The following is a 25,766-nucleotide window of genomic DNA, read 5'->3' on the forward strand; positions in this document are numbered from 1 at the left end:
CAATTATAAGATAAACCATATTAAGCAGTTTGTCAATTTCTTTATCCGTTTTTTAAGAGTTATTAGAATTAAGATTTATTATACCTAAATAACTTCAAGTTTTTAATTATTAGCCTGTTAATAAAGTGCAAAACTTGTAGGTTTCTTAATCCTTCCACTAACCTTAAGGTATTTTTAAAATTTCTCCTCAAGATTATGAAGCAATTTAAAAATCATTACTCGTTCGCCTGTACGGGAGCTTATATCCGTATGAAAGCTTTTCACTTTTTCTCCAGTTAATTCTAGTATAATCTCTTTCAGATCATCAATTCCAGATTCAACTAGCTCCGAACGATTTTTCTTTATCGTTAGCATACCGTCTTTTGTTTCGCAAACCGTATATTCAGCCGGCGTTAAAACACCTTGTAAATTTACGATAATCATATCCCGTAATATATCTGTCTTAACGGATATAGACCCGCGTCCTAGGTAGTCCTTTTCCCAGTGAGTAATTGCTTTGCTTATCTCTGATTCAATAGAGCCTTTTGAGTTTTTCATCTTTGTATCCTCCTTCAATAAAATGTAATTACAATAACAATATAATAATCTGGATTGATTTTATTTTCAATTATTGAGAAGAATTTATAGGAATCGTTGTCATGTATCCTTTAGTATTAAAGTGAATTTTTATATTGCAATATACGTTTTTTTGATTATCTCCAACATAATACTCTTACTATAAAGACTCTGTTGCATACATTTCTAAAAAGGACATTCCGGAGAAAATAAGAAAACTCTTGTAACGTAATATACAAACGAAAAATCCTACACTTATAAGTAGGATTTTTCTCTTTTTATATTAGTCAAAAAACTAAAAGTATACCTGTCCTCCAAACATATTAACGATTGGGTTTATGCATATTTCCTTCGAATTTTGCCAACCACCAATAACAGTAAAGGAATCCCTAGCTCATAAACGGGAAATGCAATTGGAATTACGAAAAATATGTAGTAATAATGGGTAAATGTCTGGATATTTTTAACTGACACAGCTATGATGAACGAAATAGGAGCAAGAACTAACGCTACTTTTCGCCAATCCTTCAAATGAAATATTTGCGCTGTTCCATAACAAGCGATGAACATGTATAACGCCAATTTCACAAAAATACTAAAAAACCAAATAATAACTATCAAAATATCCACATTTTGAATGAACTCCATGACAGATATGTATCGGCTCAAATCGTAAACCGGATACAAAAAACTTGAAGATAAATTCGGACCGAATGTTAAAATGACCGCTAATGTTCCGATCGTTACCATGAAAACGGCTAATCCTACCCCCAACATCGCCCTTGATGACGCTTGCTCTGGTTTATCCATAAAGAAAACGAACATCATCATCATAACAGCCTCTCCAAAAAATGCGGCTACAGGAGTATAGGAACCTTTAAGTATGGGAAGCCAACCAGAATCGTGATAAATAGGCTGCATATAATCCCAATTCATATTGCCAACATTCAAAATGATTACAAACGTTATCATTAAAAGTACAATTGGCCCTATGATTTCACTTAAACGTCCAACACCTTCCACCCCTCCTTGGTAAATGATAAAAATGAGCAATAATATCGCAGTAAAGACAATGACCCACAAAGGTGTATTATGAAACAAAGCGATAATAATGAACTCACCAAATTCACGGACGGTTATCCAAATTATCATGTACCACCCAAAGAAGTAAGGAATCATCAGCAGCTTTCCTAGCCATTTACCAAGAATAGTTTGACTAAATTCAATGAGAGTTTGTTTCGGATAAAGCGAACCAAGTGTAGTTGCCAAAAAAGTAAGAGCAACCCCTATCGCTCCTGCAATCAAAATCGAGATCCACGCATCTTGTTTGACCGTACGAATCGTCGCTGGAATAACTAGAAGAAGGGATTGTCCCACTTCAAATGTGAACATCATCCAAAAGATTTGCCTCCCAGAGATTTTCATCGAATTTCTCACACTCTATATCCCTCCTTATTTTTTCATTTCATTTTTCTTCAACTGAAACGGTGGTCCAGTCAGTCCTACTCGCCGAATAGTAAGCTTTGTACGAACAGAAACCTCCACTTTTCGAAATTGTTTACTCCAATTCTTTTTTAACCCTTTCCATTCGGATGGATATTTTTGATGAATGGCTTCTCCAAATCCAAAGATATCGGTTCCGTATTGTTTTTGAACCTTTTTAATAGTTTGGAGAGCTTCCTTTTCGGACTGTTTTTCCAATACTTGTTCTAAAAGAGTAAGATTTTTTGGCTGCGAAAGATCTAAATTCGTATTGTTCTCCTGAATTGTTCCTTCACCAGAAAAAACAATGTCACACTTAATTGTGTCCCCTTGTATAGTAGGCATGATTTTTCTATTGATCTTTGTCATATATAAACTTGCACTACCATTTCCTTTAGAGGCCGTTGCTGTAACTGTCTGTTTACTTAAACGATTCACTACCCAAAGAGTAGTTAACCATTCCTGCATGTTTAAGTATCCTACCAATTTGAAATCGTTGTTAAATATAGCACCGCCTACAATTTGAAACCCTTTGACCTCGGTTTTACCTTTTTTATGAGACATATTTAGTTTAATAACGGGCAAAATCGGGGTGATTCCATGACTCGTACCAGCAATAAGAAAATTTAACAAAGACATATCTCCCGCTGCCTCTATTTGCATATGCTCTTTAAGTGCCCCAAGTGCCGGGATAGACTCTAAAGGGATGGACGCTTTCAGAAAATCTTTTGCAGTATTCCCTTTTATGACGAACACACCTACTCGTAATCGAATATCAGGATCGCGGCTATATGCATCTAAAACTGGAGCAAGACCACTTTTAGCCATTTTTTCTCCAATCAATATTACACGCTGGTGCCCTCGAAAAATTTCTCTCGACATTTTTGTTTGCATCATTTGTATAGCTTCATGTGTATCCTTTCCCGTTCCCGATTCTGTAAAAAACGCTTTTCCTGCATTACTTCTTCCGCTCTGTCCCATTCCCATTTTTGATGGAATAATAAACTGAGCACTAATTTCAATCTTATTATTCTTGGCTTGATCAAGTCCCCATCCTAATTCTATTGCCAAATCATTTAATTCTGTCCGATCCCAACATCCCGTCAAGAAGCATAAAGAAATGACCAGTATCATACAGAGTGCCTTGTGCAGACTCATTCTGTTTCCCCTCCCCGTTTCTCATCTGGCTTTTGTCCACCTGGAAAACGGACTTTCTCTTCACCAGATACCATTATTGGGCGGTGGGTCATATTCCAACGAGGTGTTCGGAGAAAAACATCCTTTAAATCACGAGGAGTCTGAGGTGCAACTGGACTTAAATACGGAATGCCAAAAGAACGAATGTTAGTTAAATGAATCAAAATCGCAAGGGTACTTATTGCAACACCGTATAGCCCGAGCATTCCTGCCAATAACAGCATAGGAAAGCGTAACATCCGGTAAGCTGTTCCTAAGTTGTAGCGCGGGAACGCAAATGACGCAATACCGGTCGTCGCCACAACAATGACCAAAGGTGCCGAAATAATACCTGCTTGCACAGCAGCTTGCCCGATAACAAGTGCTCCGACAATACTAACTGCGGATCCAACAGGTTTTGGTAACCGAACCCCCGCTTCCCTCAAACCTTCAAATAAAAACTCCATCATTAGCGCTTCTATGACAGCCGGGAAAGGAATGCCTTCTCGCGCAGCTGCAATACTAATAAGCAAATTTGTCGGAATTAATTTAGGATGAAAGGTTGTAATAGCAACATAGAGAGAAGGAAGAAATAATGAAATATTAATTAATATTAAACGAATCCATCGAACAAAAGTTGTGTAGATGGAGCGTTCATAATAATCCTCCGCTGCTTGCAGACCTGTCCAAAATGTCATAGGAACGATCAAAACGAAAGGTGTGTTATCTACTAAAATGGCGACTTTCCCCTCTAATAAACTTGCACAAACCGCATCTGGCCGCTCAGTATTTTGAATTTGTGGAAAGGGAGAAAAGGGTTGGTCCTCAATAAACTCTTCAATGAAAGCTGACTCCAACACTCCATCAATTTGAATTCGCTTTACCCTTTGGCGAACTTCATCCAAAACCGAATCAGGTGCAATTCCCTCAATATAGGCAATTACCACATCTGTCTGTGACAATTCCCCAATCGAATAAGGTTCCATTTTTAGTTTTTGGCTTCGAATTCTTCGGCGAATCAGGCTCGTATTGACCCTTATTGTTTCCGTAAACCCGTCCCGAGGGCCACGAACAGAGATCTCGGCAGCCGGCTCTTCAATACCTCGTTTTTCAAAACCTTTTAAATCAGCGACTAGAGCTTGACTCTCTCCTTCTGTTAAAATGACGATATTCGCTTTCAATACTGCTTCTATAACCTCACGAACTTTAGAGATTGTCTTTACTTGAGAAACCGCAATTAGCTGATTTTGTATAATTTCTCCTACCGAATCCACACTCTTTACTCCACTAGGCAGACCTTCGAACATCATTGGTTTCAAAACAACTTGTTCCACAACTTTAGTGTCGACTAATCCATCTATATAAATAAAAAGAATTTCATTTTGACTATCTATGATTATTGGACGAAAAACAATATCGGAACAATTTTCAAAAACTTGTCTCAAAACTTCTTCATTCGCAGATACATTCTGCTTGAGTTCACACTCTTGATTATTATGGAGCAGCATACTTGCACTCTCAAGTTCCTGAATATCTTTTCTCAAACGCTTTCTACTAAGTTTTTTCATCATACTACCCCATTTATCGAGTGGTTTATGTTTTTATACTTGAACTTTAGTGTTAGGATTTCTTGACAGACAAGCTTTAGAAACCGTTCCACTATAATGTTTTGGGTAAGTAATCATTTATCTAGAAAACAAAAGGAAAATATCCCCTCTATATCCTTCTTAAAATCTCCTTACACATGAAAATTATTCAATTTTTTCTATAAGTTAGTTATTCTAAAATGAGGTATCCATAAAGTAACTTGTAACTGATGCTTTGTTAAATTGGTACTAATGAGCTTATAGAAACAAGCAAAAAAAGCATGTCCTGAAGAAAGATGAATCAGAACATGCTCTTAATTTATTTATTTGATACTATAGACGTTGATCTTTCTGGAAGTTTAGTTGAAAATGATCCGCTTCATTGTATACCCCGAATTCATATCCTTTTTCCTTATAAAATTTAATAATTTCAGGAAGCGCTTGTAATGTTTGTGGTTTTTCATGCATTAGAACTACTTCCACATCTTCTGTTGTTGTACGCTTTACATTCTCTATAATTTGCTGTGGATTACCTTTTAATTTCCAATCATTTGAATCTATCGTCCAATCCCAAACTTTTATTCCTGCTTCTACAATTTGGTTACGAATTTCCTCGCCCTTTAATCCTGGTGCAGATCCATATGGCGGACGAACTAGTTTAGGAGTTGTACCCGTAATATTATGGATAAGAGCTAACGTTTCTTTCATCTCCGGTACAAATTGTCCTTTTTTGTATAACTTATCACTATTATGTGTCATACTATGAGCACCAATATAATGTCCTTCTTTTACTGCTCGCTTTACGTTTTCCTGAAAAGCGGTATTCTGTAAATTGCTACCTTGCATAAAAAATGTCGAAGCAACATGTTGCTCTTTTAGTACATCTAAAAATTTCCCAGTTAATTCGCTAGGACCGTCATCGAATGTTAAATAAACAACCTTTCCTACCGGTTTTCCATCAGGTCTTTTCTGTTTTGCTGGTGGTGTTTCCTTTTTCTTTTCTTGTTGTTGCGTATTAACTTGATTACTACTTTCATTAGCTACTCCCTTCGCTGGGATAGAGTTCCATTTCCCAATTAAAAAGAATGTGAAAAAGGTCGTTGCTAAAACAACCCCTAGAGATAGTATTGCCTTAGTTCCTACATTTGTTTTTTTCTTATTTTGTGATTCTTTCATTATGTTTCGATCCTTTCCCTACTAATTTTCATATTCATTATTTATACAGCTAAGCATTAACTCCAGTTGATATTTACAATAAATAGATTAATAGAGGAAGGTGAAGATAAAATGCAGATAATGTCGAAATTAGTTAAAGAATAGCGTACTGCATCCACTCTTTAGAAAAATATTGTTTTCTCTAATACAGTTAAATTTGAAAACTGGATATACATCCAAAATAAAAAATACTACTCTTTCTAAACAAAATTTTTATATCAAGATAATAGTATACTGTTATAAAGATAAAATACTGAGTTAGCCATACTATTGAAATTCTATTATAATTTTGTAATTGGAATTAATTTGAATCAAATAAAGAACTAGAAGAAATATTATTATGTGGAGGTGCTCCGATGAATCTTTTAATTAGAGAGTTAGAAAAAAATGATTTAGACAATTTCCCGAAGATCGATGACAGTTTTATAGTGAATGCTCGGTTAATTCTTTCTCTTTCCAAAGTAAATAGACGCATAGAATATACAGTAGAAGACGTTCCAAGTTATGAAAAAAGTTATTTACAAAATCAAGATGATAATGAAGAACTGGCTTACAATGAATATATAAATAAACCTAATCAAGTCATTTACATAGCACTGTTACATAACCAAATCATTGGATTAATGGTATTGAAAAAGAATTGGAATCACTATGCTTACATAGAAGATATAACGGTGGATAAAAAATATCGTACACTCGGAGTTGGTAAAAGATTGGTTGATCAGGCAAAGCGATGGGCAAAAGAAGGCAACATGCCCGGGATCATGCTTGAAACGCAAAATAATAATGTCGCAGCATGTAAATTTTATGAAAAATGTGGATTTGTAATTGGTGGGTTTGATTTTCTTGTTTATAAAGGTTTAGATATTGAAAATGATGAAGTTGCAATTTATTGGTATTTATATTTCAAATGAAACTGTTTTTAGCATTAAACAAAGTCAAAATAAAAACCCCAATTTCTCCATATTAAAATTGAGAAATTGGGGTTAAGTTATTTAACAAGATTTTTTATCTAAAACAGATAACTAATTAATAATCCTGCCGATAATAAGAAGCCAAAAATCGTATTTGTCATTGCTGTTGATTTCATTGCGATGCGCATATACCCAGGGTCCTTTGCTCCTTTTTGGAAACTTTGAATAGCAGAGATTGGCTTTCTCAAACCTAGGAACATAACTAATGCCCAAGGGCTTATATAACCCATCAATACAATCACCGCAATCCATAAATAAGCAATGAAAAAGGCTACAGCTAGTGTTACTATTGCTTTTTCTCTCCCAAGGAGGATTACCAACGTCTTTCTTCCACCTTTAATATCTTCTTCGATATCTCGGATGTTATTCGACATGTTGATTGCACCTACTAAAATCCCAATTGGAATGGAAATCAATACACTTTCAATCGTTATCGTATTTGTTTGAATAAAGAAAGCAATAAGTACAAAACATGTCCCCATTAACAATCCAGAAACTAATTCTCCAAACGGAGTGTACGCAATTGGTAATGGACCACCTGTATATAAATAGCCAACCGCCATTCCAATTAAACCAATAACCACTAACCACCAACTACTATTCATACAAATATAAATGCCAATAAAAGCTGCTACGACATATAATAAAAGCGCAACTGTTAACACATTTTTTGGCTTCAATCCATGACGGACAATTCCGCCACCGATGCCAACGGATTCAGCAGTGTCTAATCCACGTTTGAAATCATAGTACTCATTAAATAAATTCGTTGCGATTTGCAATGCTAAACATGCAAGCATCATCGCAATAAATAAAAGCCAATCAATTTTGGCAACATAAAGTGATGCCACTGTTCCTAAAATTACAGGAGAAAACGTCGCCGTTAATGTATGTGGGCGCGTCATCTTCCATATTAATTTAGCGGAACTAATTTCTTTTTCATTCCCCATAACTCTGTTCAATCTCCCTACATTTTAAGTATAAATTACTAGCAGTATCTTTCTATCTATTTCCTGCCACGCATCCATTCATTATATCAATAAATGATTATCCTTTCTAACAAATCTACTTTTAATAAAGTAAAAATTATAAAATGAAACTTTAATTAGTAGAAGTTTTGTCACCCCCACTGATTATTAGTACATATTCAGTGGGATTTTACGGGCAGCCCTCCCTCCCATTCGCTGAATTTTTAAGGAGGAAATCTTATCCGCCCGCAAATATTGGGATAAATAAAAGAGCCAACTCATATGAGCTAGCTCTTTCATCTCTTATTTTATAAAAATTCAATAGTTACGCTACATTGAAAAACAGATAAATCCTACTTTTGTAGCCCATTAATAATGGTATCTATATTCCATTTCATCATTTTTAAGTAAGTATCTCCATCCTCACCTGATTTACCTAGTGAGTCTGTAAAAATTGTCCCTGCAATTGGCACGTTTGTTTCTTTTGAAACAGTTTCCATACTACGTCGATCTACACTTGTTTCAACAAATAAAGCTGGCACTTTGTTTGTTTGAATTAAACTTACAACATCTCTAATTTGATCTGGCGTACCTTGATTCTCTGAGTTAATTTCCCAAATGTATCCCGTCTTAATGTCATATGCTTTTCCAAAGTATTTAAAAGCACCTTCGCTAGAGATTAAGAAACGTTTTTCTTCAGGAATTTGATGAATTCTGTTTACTGTCTCATCGTGTAACTTTTGAAGTTCTGCTACATACTCATCAGCATTTTTAGTATAGAACTCTTTATTTTTAGGATCTTCTTTAATTAATGCCTGCTTCACATTTTCAGCGTATAAAATACCATTTTTAATATTCATCCAAGCATGTGGGTCTGGTTCTTTTTCTAATCCTTTTGTTTCTAAGTAAATAGCTTCTACACCTTCACTTACTTTATAAACCGGTGCATCTTTCGCTGATTTATTTGCCGTTTTTAATAGCTTTTTAAACCACGCTCCACCTTCTTCTAGGTTTAGCCCATTGTAAAATACCATATCTGCATCTGTCATTTTCATAACATCTTTTGGTAGTGGATCATATTCATGCGGGTTAGCTCCGATTGGAACAAGACTATGAATCTCAACTTTATCTCCACCAATTTGCTTCACCATATCATATATAATGGAGTATGTAGTTACAACTTTTAATTTTCCATTACCCTCTTCTTTTCCATTTGTGTTACTCGAACACGCTGTTAATGCAAATACAAAAATACAAATTACCGATAATACAACATTTTTAAATTTCATCATTATCCTCCAATCAATTATGACAACTCTGCTCTATTTTTTCTAATTTTGATAGCTCTCCAAAACAAACCTTGTGACGGTGAGAAAAAGAATGCCAATCCGAACAAGAATGTTGCGACAAGAACAATTGTTGCACCTGAAGCAAGATTATAAGAGAAACTAAAATATAACCCTACTACAGATGAAAGCGCACCAATGCCTGCTGCTAAATAAATCATGACCCATAAACGGTTTGTTAATAAATACGCTGTAGCCGCTGGTGTAATAAGCATCGCAACGACTAGAATAATTCCAACAGTTTGAAGTGAAGCTACTGTAACCATTGTAAGGAGAATCATTAAGCCATAATGAATCCATTTATTCGGTAATCCATAGCTTTGCGCCATCGTTGGATCAAACGTGGATACGAGTAATTCTTTGTAAAACAACATTACAAGACCAATAATGACCACTCCAATAATCAGTGTCATCCACATATCAGAAGAACGAACGGATAAGACATTCCCGAATAAAATATGATACAAATCAGAACTACTCTTCATAAAGGTAATTAAAATAATCCCTACAGCGAAAACAGATGTAAACATAATTCCTATCGCCATATCATGTTTAATACGACTATTTTGACTTACAAATCCGATTCCTACTGCAGTAATAACACCTGTTAAAACCGCTCCTATAAAATAGTTCATTCCAATCATATAAGAAAGCGCTACTCCTGGAAGAACAGCATGTGAAATGGCATCACCCATTAATGCCATACCTCGTAAAATAATAAAACATCCAATGACACCACAGATAATTCCTACCATAACGGAAGTTAATAACGCCTTCTGCAGAAAACTATACTGCGTTAATGCATCTATAAATTCTACAATCTTCATGATGAATGTACCTCCGCTGCATTATTAAACAATATTCCTTGATTCACATACGCTTTTGACATAACAGTTGGTTCTAATACTTGGCGTACTTCTCCGTAATGAATTAAACTTTTATTCATTAATAGTAATGTATCAAAATACGATTCTGCTTTACTTAAATCATGATGGACAACGACAATCGTTTTTCCTTCTTTACGTAGTTCCCTAAGAATTTTAATGATTGTCTCTTCACTTGTTACATCAATTCCGACAAACGGCTCATCTAAGAAGAATATTTCCGCCTTTTGCGCTAAAGCTCTCGCCAAAAAGACACGTTGTTGTTGTCCACCTGACAACTCACCGATTTGGCGATTTTTAAACTCTTCCATTCCGACTTTTTTTAAGCAATCAAACGCCCAATCCCGATGCTCTTTCTTCGGTCTTTTCATCATACCTAAAGATGGATACGTTCCAATTAGCACGACATCTAAAACTGTAATCGGAAAGTCCCAATCTATATCACTTCTTTGCGGTACATATGCAACACTCTTTCTAACGCTTCGAATATCCTCTCCAAGAATTTGGACATATCCCTTATCATTTGGGATTAAATCTAATACAGCTTTCATTAAAGTAGATTTCCCCGCTCCATTTGGACCAATAATTCCAACGAGCTTCCCTTTTTCAATATCGAAGGAGACATTTTGAACTACTTGATTCCCTTGATACGATACAAACAAATCTTTAACAATTATAGCCTCACCCATTTTTTATGCATTCCCCTTTCTTTTTTTCGTGTATATAATTATTTTGCGCAAAGGCAACTTTTAAGCAAAAAAATATAAAGCGAATGTAAACCCGCGCTTAAGTTTCCTTAAGGAAACTTTTTTATATGAGTCAAATTATATAAGCTATATGAAAATTTGTAAACTAAATTTTACTAATTTATAAATATATAAAGAAAATAATTAGAAATGTGGAACAAAATATATTATCTATTTTATGATTTTTTGAAAAAGATATTACTGTGAAAAAATAAGCAATATAGTATATAAATGAAAGAACCTACTCGTATGAGTTGGCTCTTTCTCTTTTACAATATTTGATACGCTCTGCAGCAAAAAATATAATTAAATTACTTCCAAACAACACCTCGCCTCTCATATTCCATTCTATATTCAACAGCAGCTGCAATTTTAGAACTTGCGAACTTTTCCGTAATCCAAAGAGCTAAATCAGTTCCTGAAGTAACTCCTCTTGCAGTAATAATATCGCCTTGATCTACAATTCGGTAATAAAGAAGTTCTGCCCCATATTTACTCATTTCACCCTGTGCCAAATGGTGCATCGTCGCCTTTTTACCATTCAATATACCTGAGGCTGCTAGTAGCATACCTCCTGTACAAACTCCCGCAACAATCGTTCCTTCATTATGCATCTCTCTAATCGTTTCTGTCAGTGTTCCAAGCTCTGCTTGCTTTCGTGCCCCATGTTCAGCTTTATGATTCCAGCCACCACCAGGTACAATTAACAAATCTGGGCGATTATCCATTCGTAAAAAATCATGTAGTGTAACCGTAACTCCAAACGAGGTAGTAACTTCTTGTTTTCGTTCACTTGATACGAGTTCAACTGTAAACGGAGCCCCTTCTTCTATTGCTCTTTTCAGTACTTCAAACGGCGCGAAAGAGACAAGTTCTCCGAAGCCATCAAACAATACAATTTGTATTTTCATTTTCGGACACCCCATATAGTTTCTTTTTTGAATCGTAAATTAGGACAATAAATGTTATCTACAAATTAACAATGAAGATAGTCTTTCTCCTCTCACTCTATAAACTTCAAAATGTTCCTCTAGCTGCCCCGCATCTTCTAATACATTTAGCGTTTTCTTCACAAAATTCCAATTCAAACTACCAGATAACCATAATAATGAAGACAGTCTTTTATAATCGTTTGAGGTTAAAATATTATTAGCCTTATATCCTTCTAAAAATGAACTAGCAACACTTGAACATACTTCATGCGAGTGTATTCCTTCTGTTCGAGAATACCACTTTATTAAAAAGGCTAACCCTTCAACGCGGTCAACATAACTAATAGATTCAAAATCCACAATTCCTTTTACCTTTTGACTTGATCCCCATAAAACATTCAAAGGATTTAAATCGGTTTGTACAATAAACTCCAAATTATTCGTATATACACATTCTATATGACACTTAGCGAGCTCTATATACCCCCGCAATTCCTTACATGTACCACCTTTATTTTCTAATAGCTTTATAAACTCACCATATCCATCTAAATGCGATTTCTTTTGAAAAGTCGAGCTTTGAAATGTACTAGAAATATCATGTATATTTCTTGCTTCCTTTCCAAAAATCTCTGCCATTGTTTCTGTACAATGAGTAACATGCTCCCCTTCAATCCAAGTAGACAATACAAACCGGTACTGTTCATCATTCCAAGTAACAAATGTAAATGACCCTCCCGCCTGATTCTCCTTAATCTGCATAAATGGGATTCCATGCTCTCGTAAATAATACGTAAATCGTACTTGCTCTTTCAATTGTTCATTTGATAACGGCCCAAAAGCTGGATTGATTGTTCGATCGCTATTGATAAACCGTGCGGAATACCGATCTCCATTTACGATAATTTTATAGTGTAGATCGGTATGCCAACTGTTCTTATGTAATTCTTCTTCCACTATTAGTGAATGAATTTCTTTAAAATAATTTATTACTACATTTCTTATTATACGTTTCACCCTATTCCCCTTTCATGCAAAAATTCATTCTTGTACTTCCGAATAAAAACCTTTTAAAGTGAGGATTTTTAAGATACACCTAATGTATTCAAATAAAGAATTCTATCCTACTGTGGAGTAATAATAAAGTTATGTAATTTTGTCGCCAAAATTACAATAGCCTTCTATCTATGTAGATGAAAGAAGGCTACTAAATCTTTTTAAAAATCTAGTTATTTCATAGTGAATGTATTATTGATTAAATAATACATTTGTTTAATACAAGTACTAAATAAGAAAAAATAACCGTTATAATGCAATTAACAAATTGAGGATTTTCATTTAAACTTTATAAAACTCAAATGTATTTTTTTCTATACATATTGTTTCATCAGAGGTTTTGATAATGATATCAAAACGCTGACTATACGAATGCATAAATACTTCATATTGAATCCGGCGTTCTTCATGAGACTGCCTTAAATAATTTATATCGGCTCCCCTTTCAGCTATATCCCGGCTTGATCTTCTTATTAGTTCCGTTTCGCCATCTGTATAAAAATAAATTTTCAAATCAAATAAATCAGGATTAATAAATGCGGCGCTCATTCCTTCCACAATCGTTACTTTATTTTCCGAAGAAATCAACTTACTTTTCATATAATGCGTATCTATCGTATAAAAATCTATCCCAGCTCTAACCATATGAATATCTCTTTCTAAAGCTGCCAAATGGTGCGCAGCTGGATGACAAGCTGTCATTTTATAACGATGATTTTCATTTTGATATGTATAGTGAATCACTGCATGCTTACGGATATCCGAACTAACAATGTAAGGATCTGTATTAATATAATTTACTTCATTTTGATTTAGTAGGTTTACGAGTCTATTAGTAAACGTTGTTTTTCCAGCTGCACCATGTCCTGAAATACCGATAACAATTTGTTCATCTCTCATCTTTAACCAATTTATGATTTCTTGTAACAACTTATCCATCATTATCCCCCTTGCGCTAATATACTACCCTTTATTTCAATATCCAAAAATCCCTTTATTTAATTATACATAAAAAGGGAAAGATAGTGTGATTATTCATCATACCACCTCTAATTCTAAGCAACTTTATTATCTTTTATATGACTTTATTATTTATGAACACCTACATGATTAAATACATTTCTAACTTTATAAACCCAACAGAATATCCTCTGCTTTTCGGTAATTTATGCGAACCAATGCAGTCATAACTATGTACAATAAAAAAAGAGCCAATCATACAATAGAAGATTGACTCTTTCCTTTATTTACTCCCCTGTTTCAGAAAATCTCTTTATACGTTTTCCAATTTCATCGCGAACACGTTGAAATTCAGACCACCCTTTTCCTGCCGGGTCATCAAATCCCCAGTGAACACGATTTACGTGCGGAGGTGTCGAAGGACAAACCGAATCCGCATGACTACAAAGGGTAACAACTAAATCAGCGTTATTTAAAATATTTACATCAATTATATCTGATGTTTGATTCGTTATGTCAATATTAACTTCTTTCATCGCTTTAATAGCATTTGGATTTACTCCATGTGCTTCAATACCTGCAGAATATACATTCCACTTATCCCCTACATATTGTTTGCCCCATGCTTCTGCCATTTGGCTTCGGCATGAATTTCCTGTGCATAAGAAATAAATTGTCTTTTTATTTTCCATGTTGTTTTCCGCCTTTGTTTTTAATTATACTGGTTGATTATTAAAATATTTACGCTTAAACCAAAAAGCGACGTTTACAAGTGCAATCATTACAGGTACTTCCACTAACGGTCCGATAACAGCTGCAAATGCTGCGCCCGAATGAATACCAAACACACCAACTGCTACAGCAATTGCTAACTCAAAGTTATTACTACCTGCTGTAAATGCTAACGTTGTAGTTACCGGATAGTTGGCACCAATTTTCCTTCCCATAAAGAAAGATACAAAAAACATTACAATAAAATAAATGAGTAACGGAATCGCTATTCTTACCACATCTAGTGGCACACTAACAATCATCTCCCCTTTTAAGGAGAACATGATGATGATTGTAAATAGTAATGCAAGTAATGTAAGTGGACTAATCTTCGGTATAAATACCTTTTCATACCACTGTCTACCTTTTAACTTAACGAGTACAAATCGCGTCAACATACCTGCTATAAAAGGAATTCCCAAATAGATAAACACGGATTTCGCTACTTCTACCATTGTAATATCGACAATAGCCCCTTCAATTCCTAACCATTCTGGAATGACTGTTACAAACACGTATGCATAAACGGAGAAGAATAGCATTTGGAATACTGAGTTAAAAGCCACTAAACCTGCTGCATACTCTTTATCCCCATCTGCAAGATCGTTCCAAACGATTACCATGGCAATACAGCGTGCTAAACCAATCATAATGAGCCCGACCATGTATTCTGGCTTATCAGGAAGAAAAATAATTGCTAAAACAAACATAAGTACAGGTCCGATAATCCAGTTTTGTACTAAAGATAAAACCAATACTTTTACGTCTTTAAATACTCGGCCCATTTCCTCGTAACGAACCTTTGCTAATGGTGGATACATCATGACAATTAAACCAGCAGCAAGCGGAATAGACGTCGTTCCAACTTGTAATGTATTCAGTCCATCTACTACACTAGGAAACACAAACCCTAAACCAATTCCAACTGCCATAGCTAGAAAAATCCATAGTGTTAAATATCGATCTAGAAAAGATAAACGTTTCATTTTATCCCCCTTCTTCTATGAAAAACCAAAATATATTTCATAGATAATTTCTCTCTTTTATATGTAATTAATCAATTTTTTTTGATTAATAGAATAAAATTTTAACAGCAGCTACCTTTGCCTGTTTTTCTAAAGATACAGCATAATTCTTCTGATAATAAATTATTTACTTCCGCATCATTTAAATCATAATAACTCCACGTACCTTTTGTTTCTTTTACAATTAAACCTGCATCTAATAAGATTTTTAAATGATAGGACAACTTGGATTGCGTCATTTCAAAAACTTCAGTTAAATCACATACACACGTCTGACCTCGCTGACAAAGCTCATACATAATTTCTAAACGTTTCTGATCCGCCAACGCTTTAAATTTTTTCTCATAGAGCTGAAAATCTTGTGCCATTTTAGTTCACTCTCCCTTCATCAATTTTTTTTGATATTTATAGTATATATGTAGTTTAGCTCTTTATGCAACTAATTAATCAATTTTTTTTGATTAATATATTCTTCTCTTCTTTCTCTTAACAGAACTTTTAAGTTATTAAATTACAAAATGCCCTGCATAACAGGGCTATTTTGTAGAATTATGCATGTTTGTATTTGAAATCATACGAAATACTTTCACATAGAAAACTGCACTAACAAGGGTACAAAGCAATATAATTCCGAACACAACAATTGGAGATAGCCATGTAGAAAATACAATCATTATTGGTGCAATAAAACGCCCAATGGTAAATTGTAAATTAGATGCTGCCATATACTGTCCTCTAGAATTTTCAGGTGCATATTTACTGACAAAACTATGTACAACTGGCGAACGAATCAATTCCCCAATAGTTAATATTGCCATAAAGCCAAATAGTAGCCATATATTCGTTGTTAACCCTATTAGAAACATACCCATTCCAAATAATATATTAGAGACAATTAAAACGTTTCGGTCGCTCCAATTCTCAAAATATTTTGCAACAGGTAAAGAACATAAAACAAACAAAATGCCATTTAACCCCATCATCCATCCGAAAATTTCAGTATTACTCAAAGAGAATGAACCAATATTCCATGAGAAAAGAGATTGAGTTGGTACAAATTCCTTTACATATAATGCAAGATAAAGATCTAGCTGCATGAAAGCTATCATAATCAAAACTCCCGCAAATATGTAAAGAGAGAAAATTTTATCACTAAAAATTTTCATATAATTATTCCATTGTTCTTTAAAGATTTTTGATATTGGATTGTTATCTCCATCATTTTTAGAAGCTTCGGGCAGCGTTTCTCTAATTATGAAATAGATTGCTATAAAATAAATAAATGTAACAATTGTACAAGTCCATAACAATTCACTTCGATAATGAAAGAAGAAAAATGAACCTAACACTGGTCCAAATACAGCACCAATATTATTTGCTGTAACAAAAGTGGCAAAGACCACCCTTCTATCCTTTTCTGGCACTATATCAGCTATCATTGCAGAACTTGCTGGACTGTATATTGCCCCGCTAATTCCAATACCGATATAGGCTAAATAATTAATCCAATGTGAATGAGATAAAGCAAAAACTGCAAACATTGCTACTTGTATGATTGTGCCTAATAGCATGACAGGTCGACGCCCTAATCGATCAGCTAAATATCCACCTAACAAATTACCTATTATGCCTACAAGAGGTATAATTGCCATTAAAATTCCGCCAATTGCTTTACCAAAAGCATCGCTATAGTATATTGCCATAAACGGAAAATACATCCAAAACAATGTATTGAACATAGTTTCGCCAATCAATCTAGTTTTTAAATTTCTGTCCCAAGATAACCATTTCAACGTAATACATCCCCTATTTCAACTTTTCAAATATTCACTATACATTTTATAAACTGTCAGTCCAAGGGAAATATAATAACATAAAGTGAATTTATTTTACAAATTAATATAGAAATATAAATTTTAATTACAACACATTCTCTAGTTATTATCCTTTAATGCAATTCGAACTCACAGATCACCGTTACTATTAAACTAGACTAGACCAGATCCAAGATATCACTAAAGAAATTCATCCTCAAAATTAATGAAGAAACAAATGATTCATAAATAGAAAAGAACATTGATTTTTTTCAATGTTCTTTTCTATTATTTCTGCATATGAATTAGATTTATATTCGAAAAAGTGCCTTACCCCTGATTCCTCTGTGCCTCTCTAAACTCCTCCTTCACCTTCTCTAACAACCCTTCTTCCGTAATTAATCGATACGCCGTATTTGCTAATGCTTTTGCCGATGTAATTAATGCCTTATCTCCAAGTTCTGAACGTGCTGCTTCTCTAAATTCATTCGTATGTGCAATTAAGTCATCTGGTCCGATTTTAATGTACGGATGAATTGTCGGTACGACTTGACTTACGTTTCCTGCGTCGGTTGAACCGATCCCTACTCTTTCTTTACGATTTACCTCTTCACCTAATAGTTCTAATTCTTCCGCTACGATATCGTTATATGTTTTTGTTACGAGTAATTCATCGATTTCATTTTGGAATTGATGAATTTTTACTTTTGCACCTGTTGCTAACGCTGCTCCCTCAGCAATGTTTCTTACTTTTTCTGTTACTTCTGCACATCTTTTTCGCGTTGCTGCGCGGATGAAGAACCTTGCCGCGGCGTAGTCAGGAATAATGTTAGGTGCTTTTCCGCCTTCTGTAATAACGCCATGAATTTTCACGTCTGACGGAAGTTGTTGGCGAAGTGCGTTAATACTGTTATAAAGCTGAATAACCGCATCTAATGCATTAATCCCTTCTTCTGGTGAGGCTGCAGCGTGAGCTGTTTTTCCGTAAAAATGAAAATCAAGTGGATCGACTGCTAATGAAGGACTCGTTGTCGCTGTCTTTGCGCTCGGATGAATCATAAGCGCCGCATCAATGTCTTTAAATAAACCTGCCTTTACATAACTTGATTTCGCGCTACCATTTGGCCCGCCTTCTTCTGCTGGTGTACCAAACACGACAACTTCCCCGCCAATTTCTTCAAGCGTTTCTGATAATGCGATTGCTGCTGCAACGCTAATTGTGCCAATTAAATTGTGACCACACGCATGACCTAGTCCTGGTAAAGCGTCATACTCCGCTAAAAATGCAATGACTGGTCCTTGTTTTCCTGAACTTTTTCGCGCGATAAAACCTGTTTCATGTCCAGCTATATTGTGTTGCAGCTGAAATCCTGCACTACCTAGTAATAAGCTTAACGTTCTGGATGCGTAAAACTCTTGGTTTCCAATCTCCGGATTCGCATGAATATCATGACTTGTTTCTATGTACTTTTCCTTATTTCTTTCGATACTCTCTTCAATTGTTTTTCTTTGTGACGTTACTCCTGTCGCTCCCATTGTTCTTCCTCCTTTTATTTTCACGTAAAAAAGCCTCTTTCTAAAAGATAGAAAGAGGCTTCTGTATATACAATCAAAATGAGCTTCTTTCTTATCTTTCAAGTTACCTTGCTGGAATTGGCACAGTATTCATAACGAATCCGCTGCCGAGGTATCATAGGGCCAGTCCCTCCACCTCTCGTGATAAGAATTTTCATAAAATTATATTAAATTACATTCATTCTAAGTTCATTCCAAATAAAAGTCAAGGAATTCCTATCCGAATTTACCGAATATCTAAAAATCCTTTTAATACACCAATTGTTTCTGGCGCTTGCAGTCTGGCACATACGTACGGAAATTCTGTACTACCTTCAAACATCATTTGAGATGTAAGCGGTGCGCCTGCCCAGAAGATTTCATCATCAATTACGATAAACGGGAATGCTTTATTTTGTCTTTGTAACTTTACATTTTTCAGTGGAACTGGTCCATCACTATAAACTGTTATCTGTGCATTTGTACGCATTAACGCTTGCCATACTCGCTTATCCACTTGTTTTGTACTTGGAAGTGAAATAATAATTTTTCGTTTTGCGGCTAAAATATCTTTTAATAACCCTTTCGGCTCTTCAAGATTCATTTCCATAAACCAGCGTAAACGTTTCGAAATTTTCCGTTCCCACAATTGTCTTGATGTCGTGCGATCATACACATCTCCATGACGTTCTATATGAGCTGTTAATTGTGATAACGCTTGTTTTCTCGAAAGGTTTTTACGCATATAATGGCAATCTGATAATTGAATGAACTTCCCTCTCGCTCTTGTCACTGCTACATTGACGAGGCGATGGTTTTTGTGATCAAAGAATAATACGCCAGGTCGTTCTTGCGGATAACTGTCAACCGTATCAAAGATCATCATATCTCTTTCAGAACCTTGGAACTTATGAACTGTCGCCGCTAAAACTGGTATGTTTTGATATTTCGTTCTCTGCAACATTTCTCTAATACACGTTGATAAAAAGCGTGACTGCGCCCTGTAAGGTGTCACAACACCAATCGACTGAACACCGTCTAACAATCCGATTAACATCATTTGCATCGCTACTAAACCAGACATAATGTTAAAACGTGAACCAGAAGCCGCATCTTTTAACGAAAAAGCTCCCATTTGGCTCGTATCAAATAAAACACTCGCTTCATTTGCGAACGGCTGCAATTGCGCAAGTTCTTTACGCTCTGAAACAGAAGGATGATCGTATACTCTATTTTTATAAATAAACGAATTCGTAAACTTCGATATATCCGCATGCATACGTCTTTGTTCCTGCAACATAAATAGGTTCGGATGTGCTTCTGATTTATTAACAGACTCAACAATCCCAGCATGGTAAAACATATCTTCCCCAAGCCATTTGCGAACAAGTTCATGGTTCGCCATCGCAATTGGAGGTAATTGTAAAAAGTCGCCACAAACAACGATACGTTTTCCAAGTGAAGCAGCTAATGCGATTTGCGGAACGAACGCCATACTCACTTCATCTACGACAACTAAATCAAATGTACGCTCATAAATTAGCGCATCAATTGCACATTTTGATAGAGTTGCACCAATTACTTTCGCATTTTCAATATATTCTTTTTCTACTTCTTTAATTTTCGCTTTTTGCTTTCGAAGATCACTTTCAATCTCTTGTATACGCTTCTTATCAGCAGAAGTCGCTTTATATGATAAAATCTTTTCACGAAGATCTTGTCGTGTTTCTTCTAAATAGAGTCTTTCTTCTCCCCAAGATCCGTTCGTCGTTTCAACTAGCTTCGACGTAAGTAATGTTTCATGATTTCGTATATGTTCATGTTGACTATAACCGTAACGAACAATTTCGCCAGGTGTCCATTTCTTTTTCTTCTCAATTTGTTTCGTTACTTCGCTCATTAATACGTCCACTGCCGCATTACTATGAGCTAACACAAGTACCGATTTTCCTTTTTGGTAATGAGCCGAAATAATACGTGATAAATTGTACGACTTCCCTGTTCCAGGCGGTCCCCATACGTACGTTGTCGGATTGTAAAACGAACGATATGCTAGTTCATTTTTCGGATTTTTCATCTTCTCAATATGCTTCGGACTGCTCGTCCCATCAACGAGACGCTTTATACGATTACGTTTTAGCTTATCTTTACGTGCTTCTTTCAATCGCTCTTGCAGTTGCTCTAAAAGTTGCCACGGTTCACTGTATAAAACCGCTTCTCTTATTTCACCTTGTATATAATCATTTAATTTCAATTCTATTTCTAATCCATGTACAGATAATACTTCTCCTGTCGCTTCCTCACCATCGAACTCAATTCGAATTGGTGAACCTTCAGGTAAACTTACTTCCGAAATAAGCTGAAATACATACACTGTATTCTCATAATCTGTATATAAAAAACGACCGTTCATGATAGAAATTTTACTACCACCTATCGTTTTCCAATGTTTAATTTCATATGCTAATGCATAATGCCACTCTTTCATCGTTTCCGATAATGAAGGAGTTTGAGTAGGTATATTCATCGTATAATCTCCTTCCTTCTCCCCAAACATACTTTCTCACTATACCATACAACACGCTTAAATTTGTAAGGTTTTTATCTTGCTTATTTTCTTAATTTTCAATAATATATTGTATATAATTTTCAGAAAGAAGGAATCTACATGCCAGTTAGAAGAATTGAACACGTAGGACTTATGGTTGCAAACTTAGAAACATCTATTACTTTTTATGAAAAAGTAGTTGGCTTACAGCTCATTAAGCGAATGGGACACCCAAACCCAGACTTAAAACTCGCTTTTTTAGGTGTAGAAGAATCGAAGGAAACGATACTTGAATTAATTGAAGGCTACAATTCTTCTCTTCCGGCAGAAGGAAAAGTACATCACATTTGCTTTAAGGTAGATTCATTAGAAGAAGAAATCACAAGACTAAAGAAACACACAGTAACCTTTTTACTAGGAGAAGAAGTCGAAACATTACCAGATGGAACACGTTACATATTCTTCGCTGGTCCTGATGGAGAGTGGATTGAGTTTTTTGAGACGGAGAGATAAAGCAAACCTTTATTTTGCGGGATAGAAAAGGAGCCGGAATTACGGTCCTTGTTTTTAACCAGTAACAATGAAACATACCTCCAACCTAAGAATTTACCAAGATTAAAAATACAATCATTTTGTTAGGAGGAGAGAATGGGAAATACAGTCTTTATTATTGTTTTTTGGATACTGATACTATTTCCAATCCTTTATGTAATCAAGATAAAGGATTGGAATATAAAAACAGCTGCCTTATTTGTTGGAAGGATTCTATTAAGTATTGTCTATTTTATAAATGGAATGGTATTAGGTCTGCAACGAAATTGGGTAGAACCTCCCTATGAAACAGAATGGGATTTCTTTGTAAAGTCTTTACTAAACGGAAAAACTGATGCACTTATACACTTGTTACTTCTAATTATTATCATTACTTTGGATCTATTCATTACATTTTATTATATCAATAAAAAGAAATAGGATATTCTCTCCTATTTCTTTTTTATGAGTAGCGCCATATCGTTATCAAACTAAGGTTTTATGTTGCCCCTAAACAATAATTTTTTACATTTTTACTCTGGAGATGTCAATTTTACTATATTTTAGGTATTTATTTTTACTAGCTTGATGGACATGGGGGTGATTTATTTTCTTAGGCTGATAGGCATGTGGTGCTATCCCATTGCTATTAAGCTAAGAATTTAATTGTAATATCATTTAAGGTAATACTTAAGATACAAATAAAATATCTTTTCCATGTCGCACTGTTTTATTGAAGTCTATCCCGAGTTGTAGCTAGTTCAATGCGACTGTAAATTCGGAGTTCGGTGCGCCAGCAAATACAACCGTTCCGTTCTCTGGTAGTTTCACTTTGTTATTATCACTAACGACGGTAAAATTGACGCATACTCCATTCTCATCATACACCGCGAATGAACTTCCTGATGGCAACTCCACATTCATCGTTTTCCCTGCTGCCTCTTGCGGGACCGTAAACCATTTCGCATGCCCATTTTTTTGCAATGTAACTTTCGATAATTGACCTGTATCAAGGGGTGTTACGTTAGATTCACTGACGTATAAAAAGCTGGACATCTCCATATATTCAGTACCATCCTCTGTATAGAAATGGGCTTCCTTTGTATCCCGCCCATTCATCACAGGAATTTGAATTTGATGCGTCGCCATATTCGGACCTGTAATTTTTTTGCCGTCCCAATATCCATCCTTGATCGTAATTTGTGTGTTAAGAGGCATTAGTTGCCCTAGATAGTTCATAGAATTAAATTTTTCGTTAACGAGATAGAACTTGCCACCCTCGCGCTTCGCCCATGCAGCAGCTGTTTTCTTCGGTAACACATTGTTTTCTAATTTCTGGGCTAAATAGTGAGTCAGCACATTTTGCCCCAATCCCGGTGATAATTCATATGTGCTCTCTCTCAAATAAACTTTTCCATTCTTCTCTGTGACGAAGTTAAGCTTGGAAGTACCCTTCTCATTTATAAAGCTTCCATCCGCCGTATATACATATTTTTCTTCCGGTTTAGTTGGTAAAACCAGTTCTCCCTTCTTCGTAATTTCTATTTTGAAATGGCTATAGCTATTTCCATAAAATCCTGCTTTTTTTACCACGTCTTGAGGTACTTTAGCCTTGACGGGCTTGCCGAAGGATTTATCTGGCTTTATATCCTTAATTGTCCCTTTCTCTTTAAGCCTAGCTAGCAGTAATTTATTTGCCAACAGTTGATTTGTCATGCTGCTGCCGCCGGAGGACAATACAGCTGCTGCCATCTTCTGTTCTGGAAGCACGACCAATGTAGCATGTTGCAGTATCGTATCCCCACCCTTAGTCAACGCTTTTATCCCATATTCACTGAATGGGTATAGTTTCACACTATCCCAGCCAAGTCCATAGTTGAACACATTTCCGCTATCTCCCGGCCACATTCCTTTTTTATATTCTTCTTGTTCCATCGCCTTGACTGCTTTATTAGAGAGAATTTCTTTTCCCTGTCCCATAAATATTTGTGAGAATCGCACCACATCTTCTGCAGTAGAAGAGATTCCTCCCGTACCAATTAGATTCACCATTTCACTTGGTAGCTGTCCCTGGTATGTCGGAGAATACAGTCCAGCCCGCTTTTCGTCTTCCCATTTGTCTTGCGATGTTATCGTATGATTCAGTTTTAATGGCTCTGTAAACTTTTGATGTAGAAATTCAGTAAAACTCATACCGCTGACTCTTTCTACCAAGATCTCAGCCAGTGTAAAACCGTCATTACAGTATACTGAGAACGCACCAGGATCTGCCTTCAAGTTTTGGTTGGACAATTGTTGCAATAATATATCATGGGCATAAGCATCATTATCTTTAAATAAAAATGCATTATTGAACGTCGAACCTTGCAAACCCGAGGAGTGATTCAACAGCATACGCGGTGTAATACGCTTATATCGTTTATCTTTCATTTTGAAATCAGGAATATAGCGGGCAACAGGAGCATCCAAATCAACTTTTCCTTCGTCTACCAGTTTCATAACAGCCGCAGCTGTATATACTTTACTGGTTGAACCAATTCCGTATAGAGTATCTTTGGTTAGTGGCTCTTTCCCTTCTATGTCGTTCTTACCTGTCTGCCCCGACAAAATAAGTTTACCATTATCAATCAGCGCATACTGTACACTAGTCGTCTCATAGGACTTCGTGAGCAGTGCAGCGTTCTCTGCAGCAATCTTCTCCAAATCTTTGCTAGCAACTTCTTGGCTAGATACAACCGGAGTCTTACTGCTAGAAGACGCTATCGCTCCTGTTGGTAGACTCATCGTTAGAGCTAAGGTAGCGGCTAACAATCCAGATAATTTATTTTCCATAAGAAAAATTCCTCCTTAGATAAATGATCGATTTCATCTTTTATTTGTTCAATTACAAACATCACATAAACTATTATTCTGGCTTTATCCCTACTGTCTATATTCAACAAGTAAAATACTTTTAAAAAGACCAGTATTCTCGGCTCTACCCATACTGTTCAAATTGCCGTCAACATATGCCCCTCCAGCAAAAGTATCAAATCCTAGAATAACATCTGTATGTTCCCATATCGGGACACCGCTAGGAAATATAATTTCATAGATTCCTAGACCATATCCATTGATTCTTCCCTTTCCTGTAGGAACTGTAGTGAGTATTCTGTTCTTTCAGTAATTGCCACCAATAGAATGCTCTTATTACTAGTTTGTTTTTCGTATAAATGTATCCTATTTACCCTCCCTCTTTTACGCTTCTCTATATTTGTATCCTACACAATAAAAATTTCTTTTTTCTTATCCATTTCTTACAATTTCCTTACGTTCAAATCACTTCTATAATTAGATAGGTTTTATTTTAAAATCTCCAGGATAATAAGTACATATATAATCCCACGATTTTATAGAAGATGGATTAATAACCTTTCATGCACATCTCTAATATTCCCTTAGATTCCACCCTCAACCTTTACCACAGTTCCAACTGGCATCAACACTTCTTCACATTCTTATAAGTGGAAGTCATTATTTCATATTCATCATTGTAAAAAGATAAAACGAGAACTGAAACACCCCCTAATATAATTGACGTTGTATGAGCTTTGATTGATAGCGACGGGGTACCGCCAGTATTTCGGAAAAAACCACACTAAGG

At 35.4% G+C, this 25,766-nt stretch carries 22 protein-coding genes and 1 riboswitch; of the genes, 3 read left to right on the forward strand and 19 right to left on the reverse strand.

The genetic code is table 11. The annotated features are described in order from the left end of the window. Positions 1 to 174: 174 nt before the first annotated feature. From DN403_RS15165 to DN403_RS15185, 5 genes are all read right to left on the reverse strand, one after another. Positions 175 to 537, reverse strand: a complete 363-nt coding sequence (locus tag DN403_RS15165; protein ID WP_000798170.1) for a Na-translocating system protein MpsC family protein — start codon at positions 535 to 537, stop codon at positions 175 to 177. A gap of 354 nt (positions 538 to 891) precedes the next feature. Then, positions 892 to 1,980, reverse strand: coding sequence for a GerAB/ArcD/ProY family transporter (locus DN403_RS15170; RefSeq protein ID WP_033689334.1), 1,089 nt, complete (start codon positions 1,978 to 1,980; stop codon positions 892 to 894). 27 nt (positions 1,981 to 2,007) lie between these two features. Continuing rightward, positions 2,008 to 3,195, reverse strand: coding sequence for a Ger(x)C family spore germination protein (locus tag DN403_RS15175; RefSeq protein WP_149185560.1), 1,188 nt, complete (start codon positions 3,193 to 3,195; stop codon positions 2,008 to 2,010). Beyond that, on the reverse strand, positions 3,192 to 4,784 hold the full coding sequence (locus tag DN403_RS15180; RefSeq protein WP_002082521.1) for a spore germination protein: 1,593 nt from the start codon (positions 4,782 to 4,784) through the stop codon (positions 3,192 to 3,194). Before DN403_RS15180 ends, DN403_RS15175 begins: the two co-directional genes overlap by 4 nt. A gap of 348 nt (positions 4,785 to 5,132) precedes the next feature. Further along, the gene (locus DN403_RS15185; RefSeq protein WP_000665156.1) at positions 5,133 to 5,975 is read right to left on the reverse strand and encodes a polysaccharide deacetylase family protein; all 843 of its coding nucleotides are present in this window, start codon (positions 5,973 to 5,975) and stop codon (positions 5,133 to 5,135) included. Between the two features lie 395 nt (positions 5,976 to 6,370). Here DN403_RS15185 and satA point away from each other — a divergent pair, with 395 nt between their 5' ends. Continuing rightward, the gene (gene satA / locus DN403_RS15195) at positions 6,371 to 6,928 is read left to right on the forward strand and encodes a streptothricin N-acetyltransferase SatA (RefSeq protein WP_001050464.1); all 558 of its coding nucleotides are present in this window, start codon (positions 6,371 to 6,373) and stop codon (positions 6,926 to 6,928) included. Between the two features lie 98 nt (positions 6,929 to 7,026). On the opposite strand, the gene menA is transcribed toward satA, so the two are convergent. From menA to DN403_RS15265, 13 genes are all read right to left on the reverse strand, one after another. Further along, positions 7,027 to 7,938 carry a 1,4-dihydroxy-2-naphthoate polyprenyltransferase gene (gene menA / locus DN403_RS15200; protein WP_000526088.1) on the reverse strand — a complete coding sequence of 304 codons (912 nt, stop codon included), beginning with the start codon at positions 7,936 to 7,938 and terminating at the stop codon, positions 7,027 to 7,029. Positions 7,939 to 8,309: 371 nt separating this feature from the next. Beyond that, positions 8,310 to 9,245, reverse strand: coding sequence for a manganese ABC transporter substrate-binding protein/adhesin MntA (gene mntA / locus DN403_RS15205; RefSeq protein WP_000669597.1), 936 nt, complete (start codon positions 9,243 to 9,245; stop codon positions 8,310 to 8,312). Positions 9,246 to 9,262: 17 nt separating this feature from the next. Continuing rightward, on the reverse strand, positions 9,263 to 10,129 hold the full coding sequence (locus DN403_RS15210; protein ID WP_000706183.1) for a metal ABC transporter permease: 867 nt from the start codon (positions 10,127 to 10,129) through the stop codon (positions 9,263 to 9,265). Next, a complete protein-coding gene (locus DN403_RS15215) occupies positions 10,126 to 10,875 on the reverse strand; it encodes a metal ABC transporter ATP-binding protein (RefSeq protein WP_000503232.1) in 750 nt (249 codons plus the stop codon). The genes DN403_RS15210 and DN403_RS15215 overlap by 4 nt, the downstream gene beginning before the upstream one ends. 368 nt (positions 10,876 to 11,243) lie before the next feature. Continuing rightward, positions 11,244 to 11,843 carry a DJ-1/PfpI family protein gene (locus tag DN403_RS15220; protein ID WP_000701571.1) on the reverse strand — a complete coding sequence of 200 codons (600 nt, stop codon included), beginning with the start codon at positions 11,841 to 11,843 and terminating at the stop codon, positions 11,244 to 11,246. Between the two features lie 54 nt (positions 11,844 to 11,897). After that, positions 11,898 to 12,881 (reverse strand): phosphotransferase, encoded by a 984-nt coding sequence (locus tag DN403_RS15230; RefSeq protein ID WP_000821336.1) that lies wholly within the window; start codon positions 12,879 to 12,881, stop codon positions 11,898 to 11,900. A 321-nt stretch (positions 12,882 to 13,202) separates the two neighbouring features. Next, entirely contained in the window at positions 13,203 to 13,859 is a 657-nt protein-coding gene (locus DN403_RS15235) for a uridine kinase family protein (RefSeq protein ID WP_000359529.1), read from the reverse strand. Positions 13,860 to 14,167: 308 nt separating this feature from the next. Next, positions 14,168 to 14,572: an arsenate reductase (thioredoxin) gene (gene arsC, locus DN403_RS15240; RefSeq protein WP_000428371.1), complete on the reverse strand. Its 405-nt coding sequence runs from the start codon at positions 14,570 to 14,572 to the stop codon at positions 14,168 to 14,170. 24 nt (positions 14,573 to 14,596) lie between these two features. Beyond that, positions 14,597 to 15,637 carry an ACR3 family arsenite efflux transporter gene (gene arsB / locus DN403_RS15245; protein WP_000826541.1) on the reverse strand — a complete coding sequence of 347 codons (1,041 nt, stop codon included), beginning with the start codon at positions 15,635 to 15,637 and terminating at the stop codon, positions 14,597 to 14,599. Positions 15,638 to 15,738: 101 nt separating this feature from the next. Continuing rightward, positions 15,739 to 16,044: an arsenical resistance operon transcriptional regulator ArsR gene (arsR, locus tag DN403_RS15250; RefSeq protein WP_000046018.1), complete on the reverse strand. Its 306-nt coding sequence runs from the start codon at positions 16,042 to 16,044 to the stop codon at positions 15,739 to 15,741. A gap of 168 nt (positions 16,045 to 16,212) precedes the next feature. After that, positions 16,213 to 17,469, reverse strand: coding sequence for an MDR family MFS transporter (locus DN403_RS15255; protein ID WP_000871750.1), 1,257 nt, complete (start codon positions 17,467 to 17,469; stop codon positions 16,213 to 16,215). A gap of 351 nt (positions 17,470 to 17,820) precedes the next feature. Further along, entirely contained in the window at positions 17,821 to 19,026 is a 1,206-nt protein-coding gene (locus DN403_RS15260; RefSeq protein ID WP_000501375.1) for a M20 family metallopeptidase, read from the reverse strand. An 88-nt stretch (positions 19,027 to 19,114) separates the two neighbouring features. Continuing rightward, positions 19,115 to 19,216, reverse strand: a riboswitch (SAM riboswitch). Positions 19,217 to 19,291: 75 nt separating this feature from the next. Continuing rightward, positions 19,292 to 21,601 carry an AAA domain-containing protein gene (locus DN403_RS15265; RefSeq protein WP_002162750.1) on the reverse strand — a complete coding sequence of 770 codons (2,310 nt, stop codon included), beginning with the start codon at positions 21,599 to 21,601 and terminating at the stop codon, positions 19,292 to 19,294. Positions 21,602 to 21,712: 111 nt separating this feature from the next. Between DN403_RS15265 and DN403_RS15270 the strand changes: the two genes are divergently transcribed. Further along, positions 21,713 to 22,105: a VOC family protein gene (locus DN403_RS15270; RefSeq protein WP_001145295.1), complete on the forward strand. Its 393-nt coding sequence runs from the start codon at positions 21,713 to 21,715 to the stop codon at positions 22,103 to 22,105. Positions 22,106 to 22,240: 135 nt separating this feature from the next. Further along, positions 22,241 to 22,564 carry a hypothetical protein gene (locus tag DN403_RS15275; RefSeq protein ID WP_000528636.1) on the forward strand — a complete coding sequence of 108 codons (324 nt, stop codon included), beginning with the start codon at positions 22,241 to 22,243 and terminating at the stop codon, positions 22,562 to 22,564. Between the two features lie 315 nt (positions 22,565 to 22,879). Here DN403_RS15275 and DN403_RS15280 read toward each other — a convergent pair whose 3' ends face one another. Then, positions 22,880 to 24,955 (reverse strand): serine hydrolase domain-containing protein, encoded by a 2,076-nt coding sequence (locus DN403_RS15280; RefSeq protein WP_000428426.1) that lies wholly within the window; start codon positions 24,953 to 24,955, stop codon positions 22,880 to 22,882. Between the last annotated feature and the right edge of the window lie 811 nt (positions 24,956 to 25,766).

It is taken from the genome of Bacillus sp. AY2-1 (assembly GCF_008368965.1).
In the GTDB taxonomy this organism is placed as follows: Bacteria; Bacillota; Bacilli; order Bacillales; family Bacillaceae_G; genus Bacillus_A; species Bacillus_A thuringiensis_S.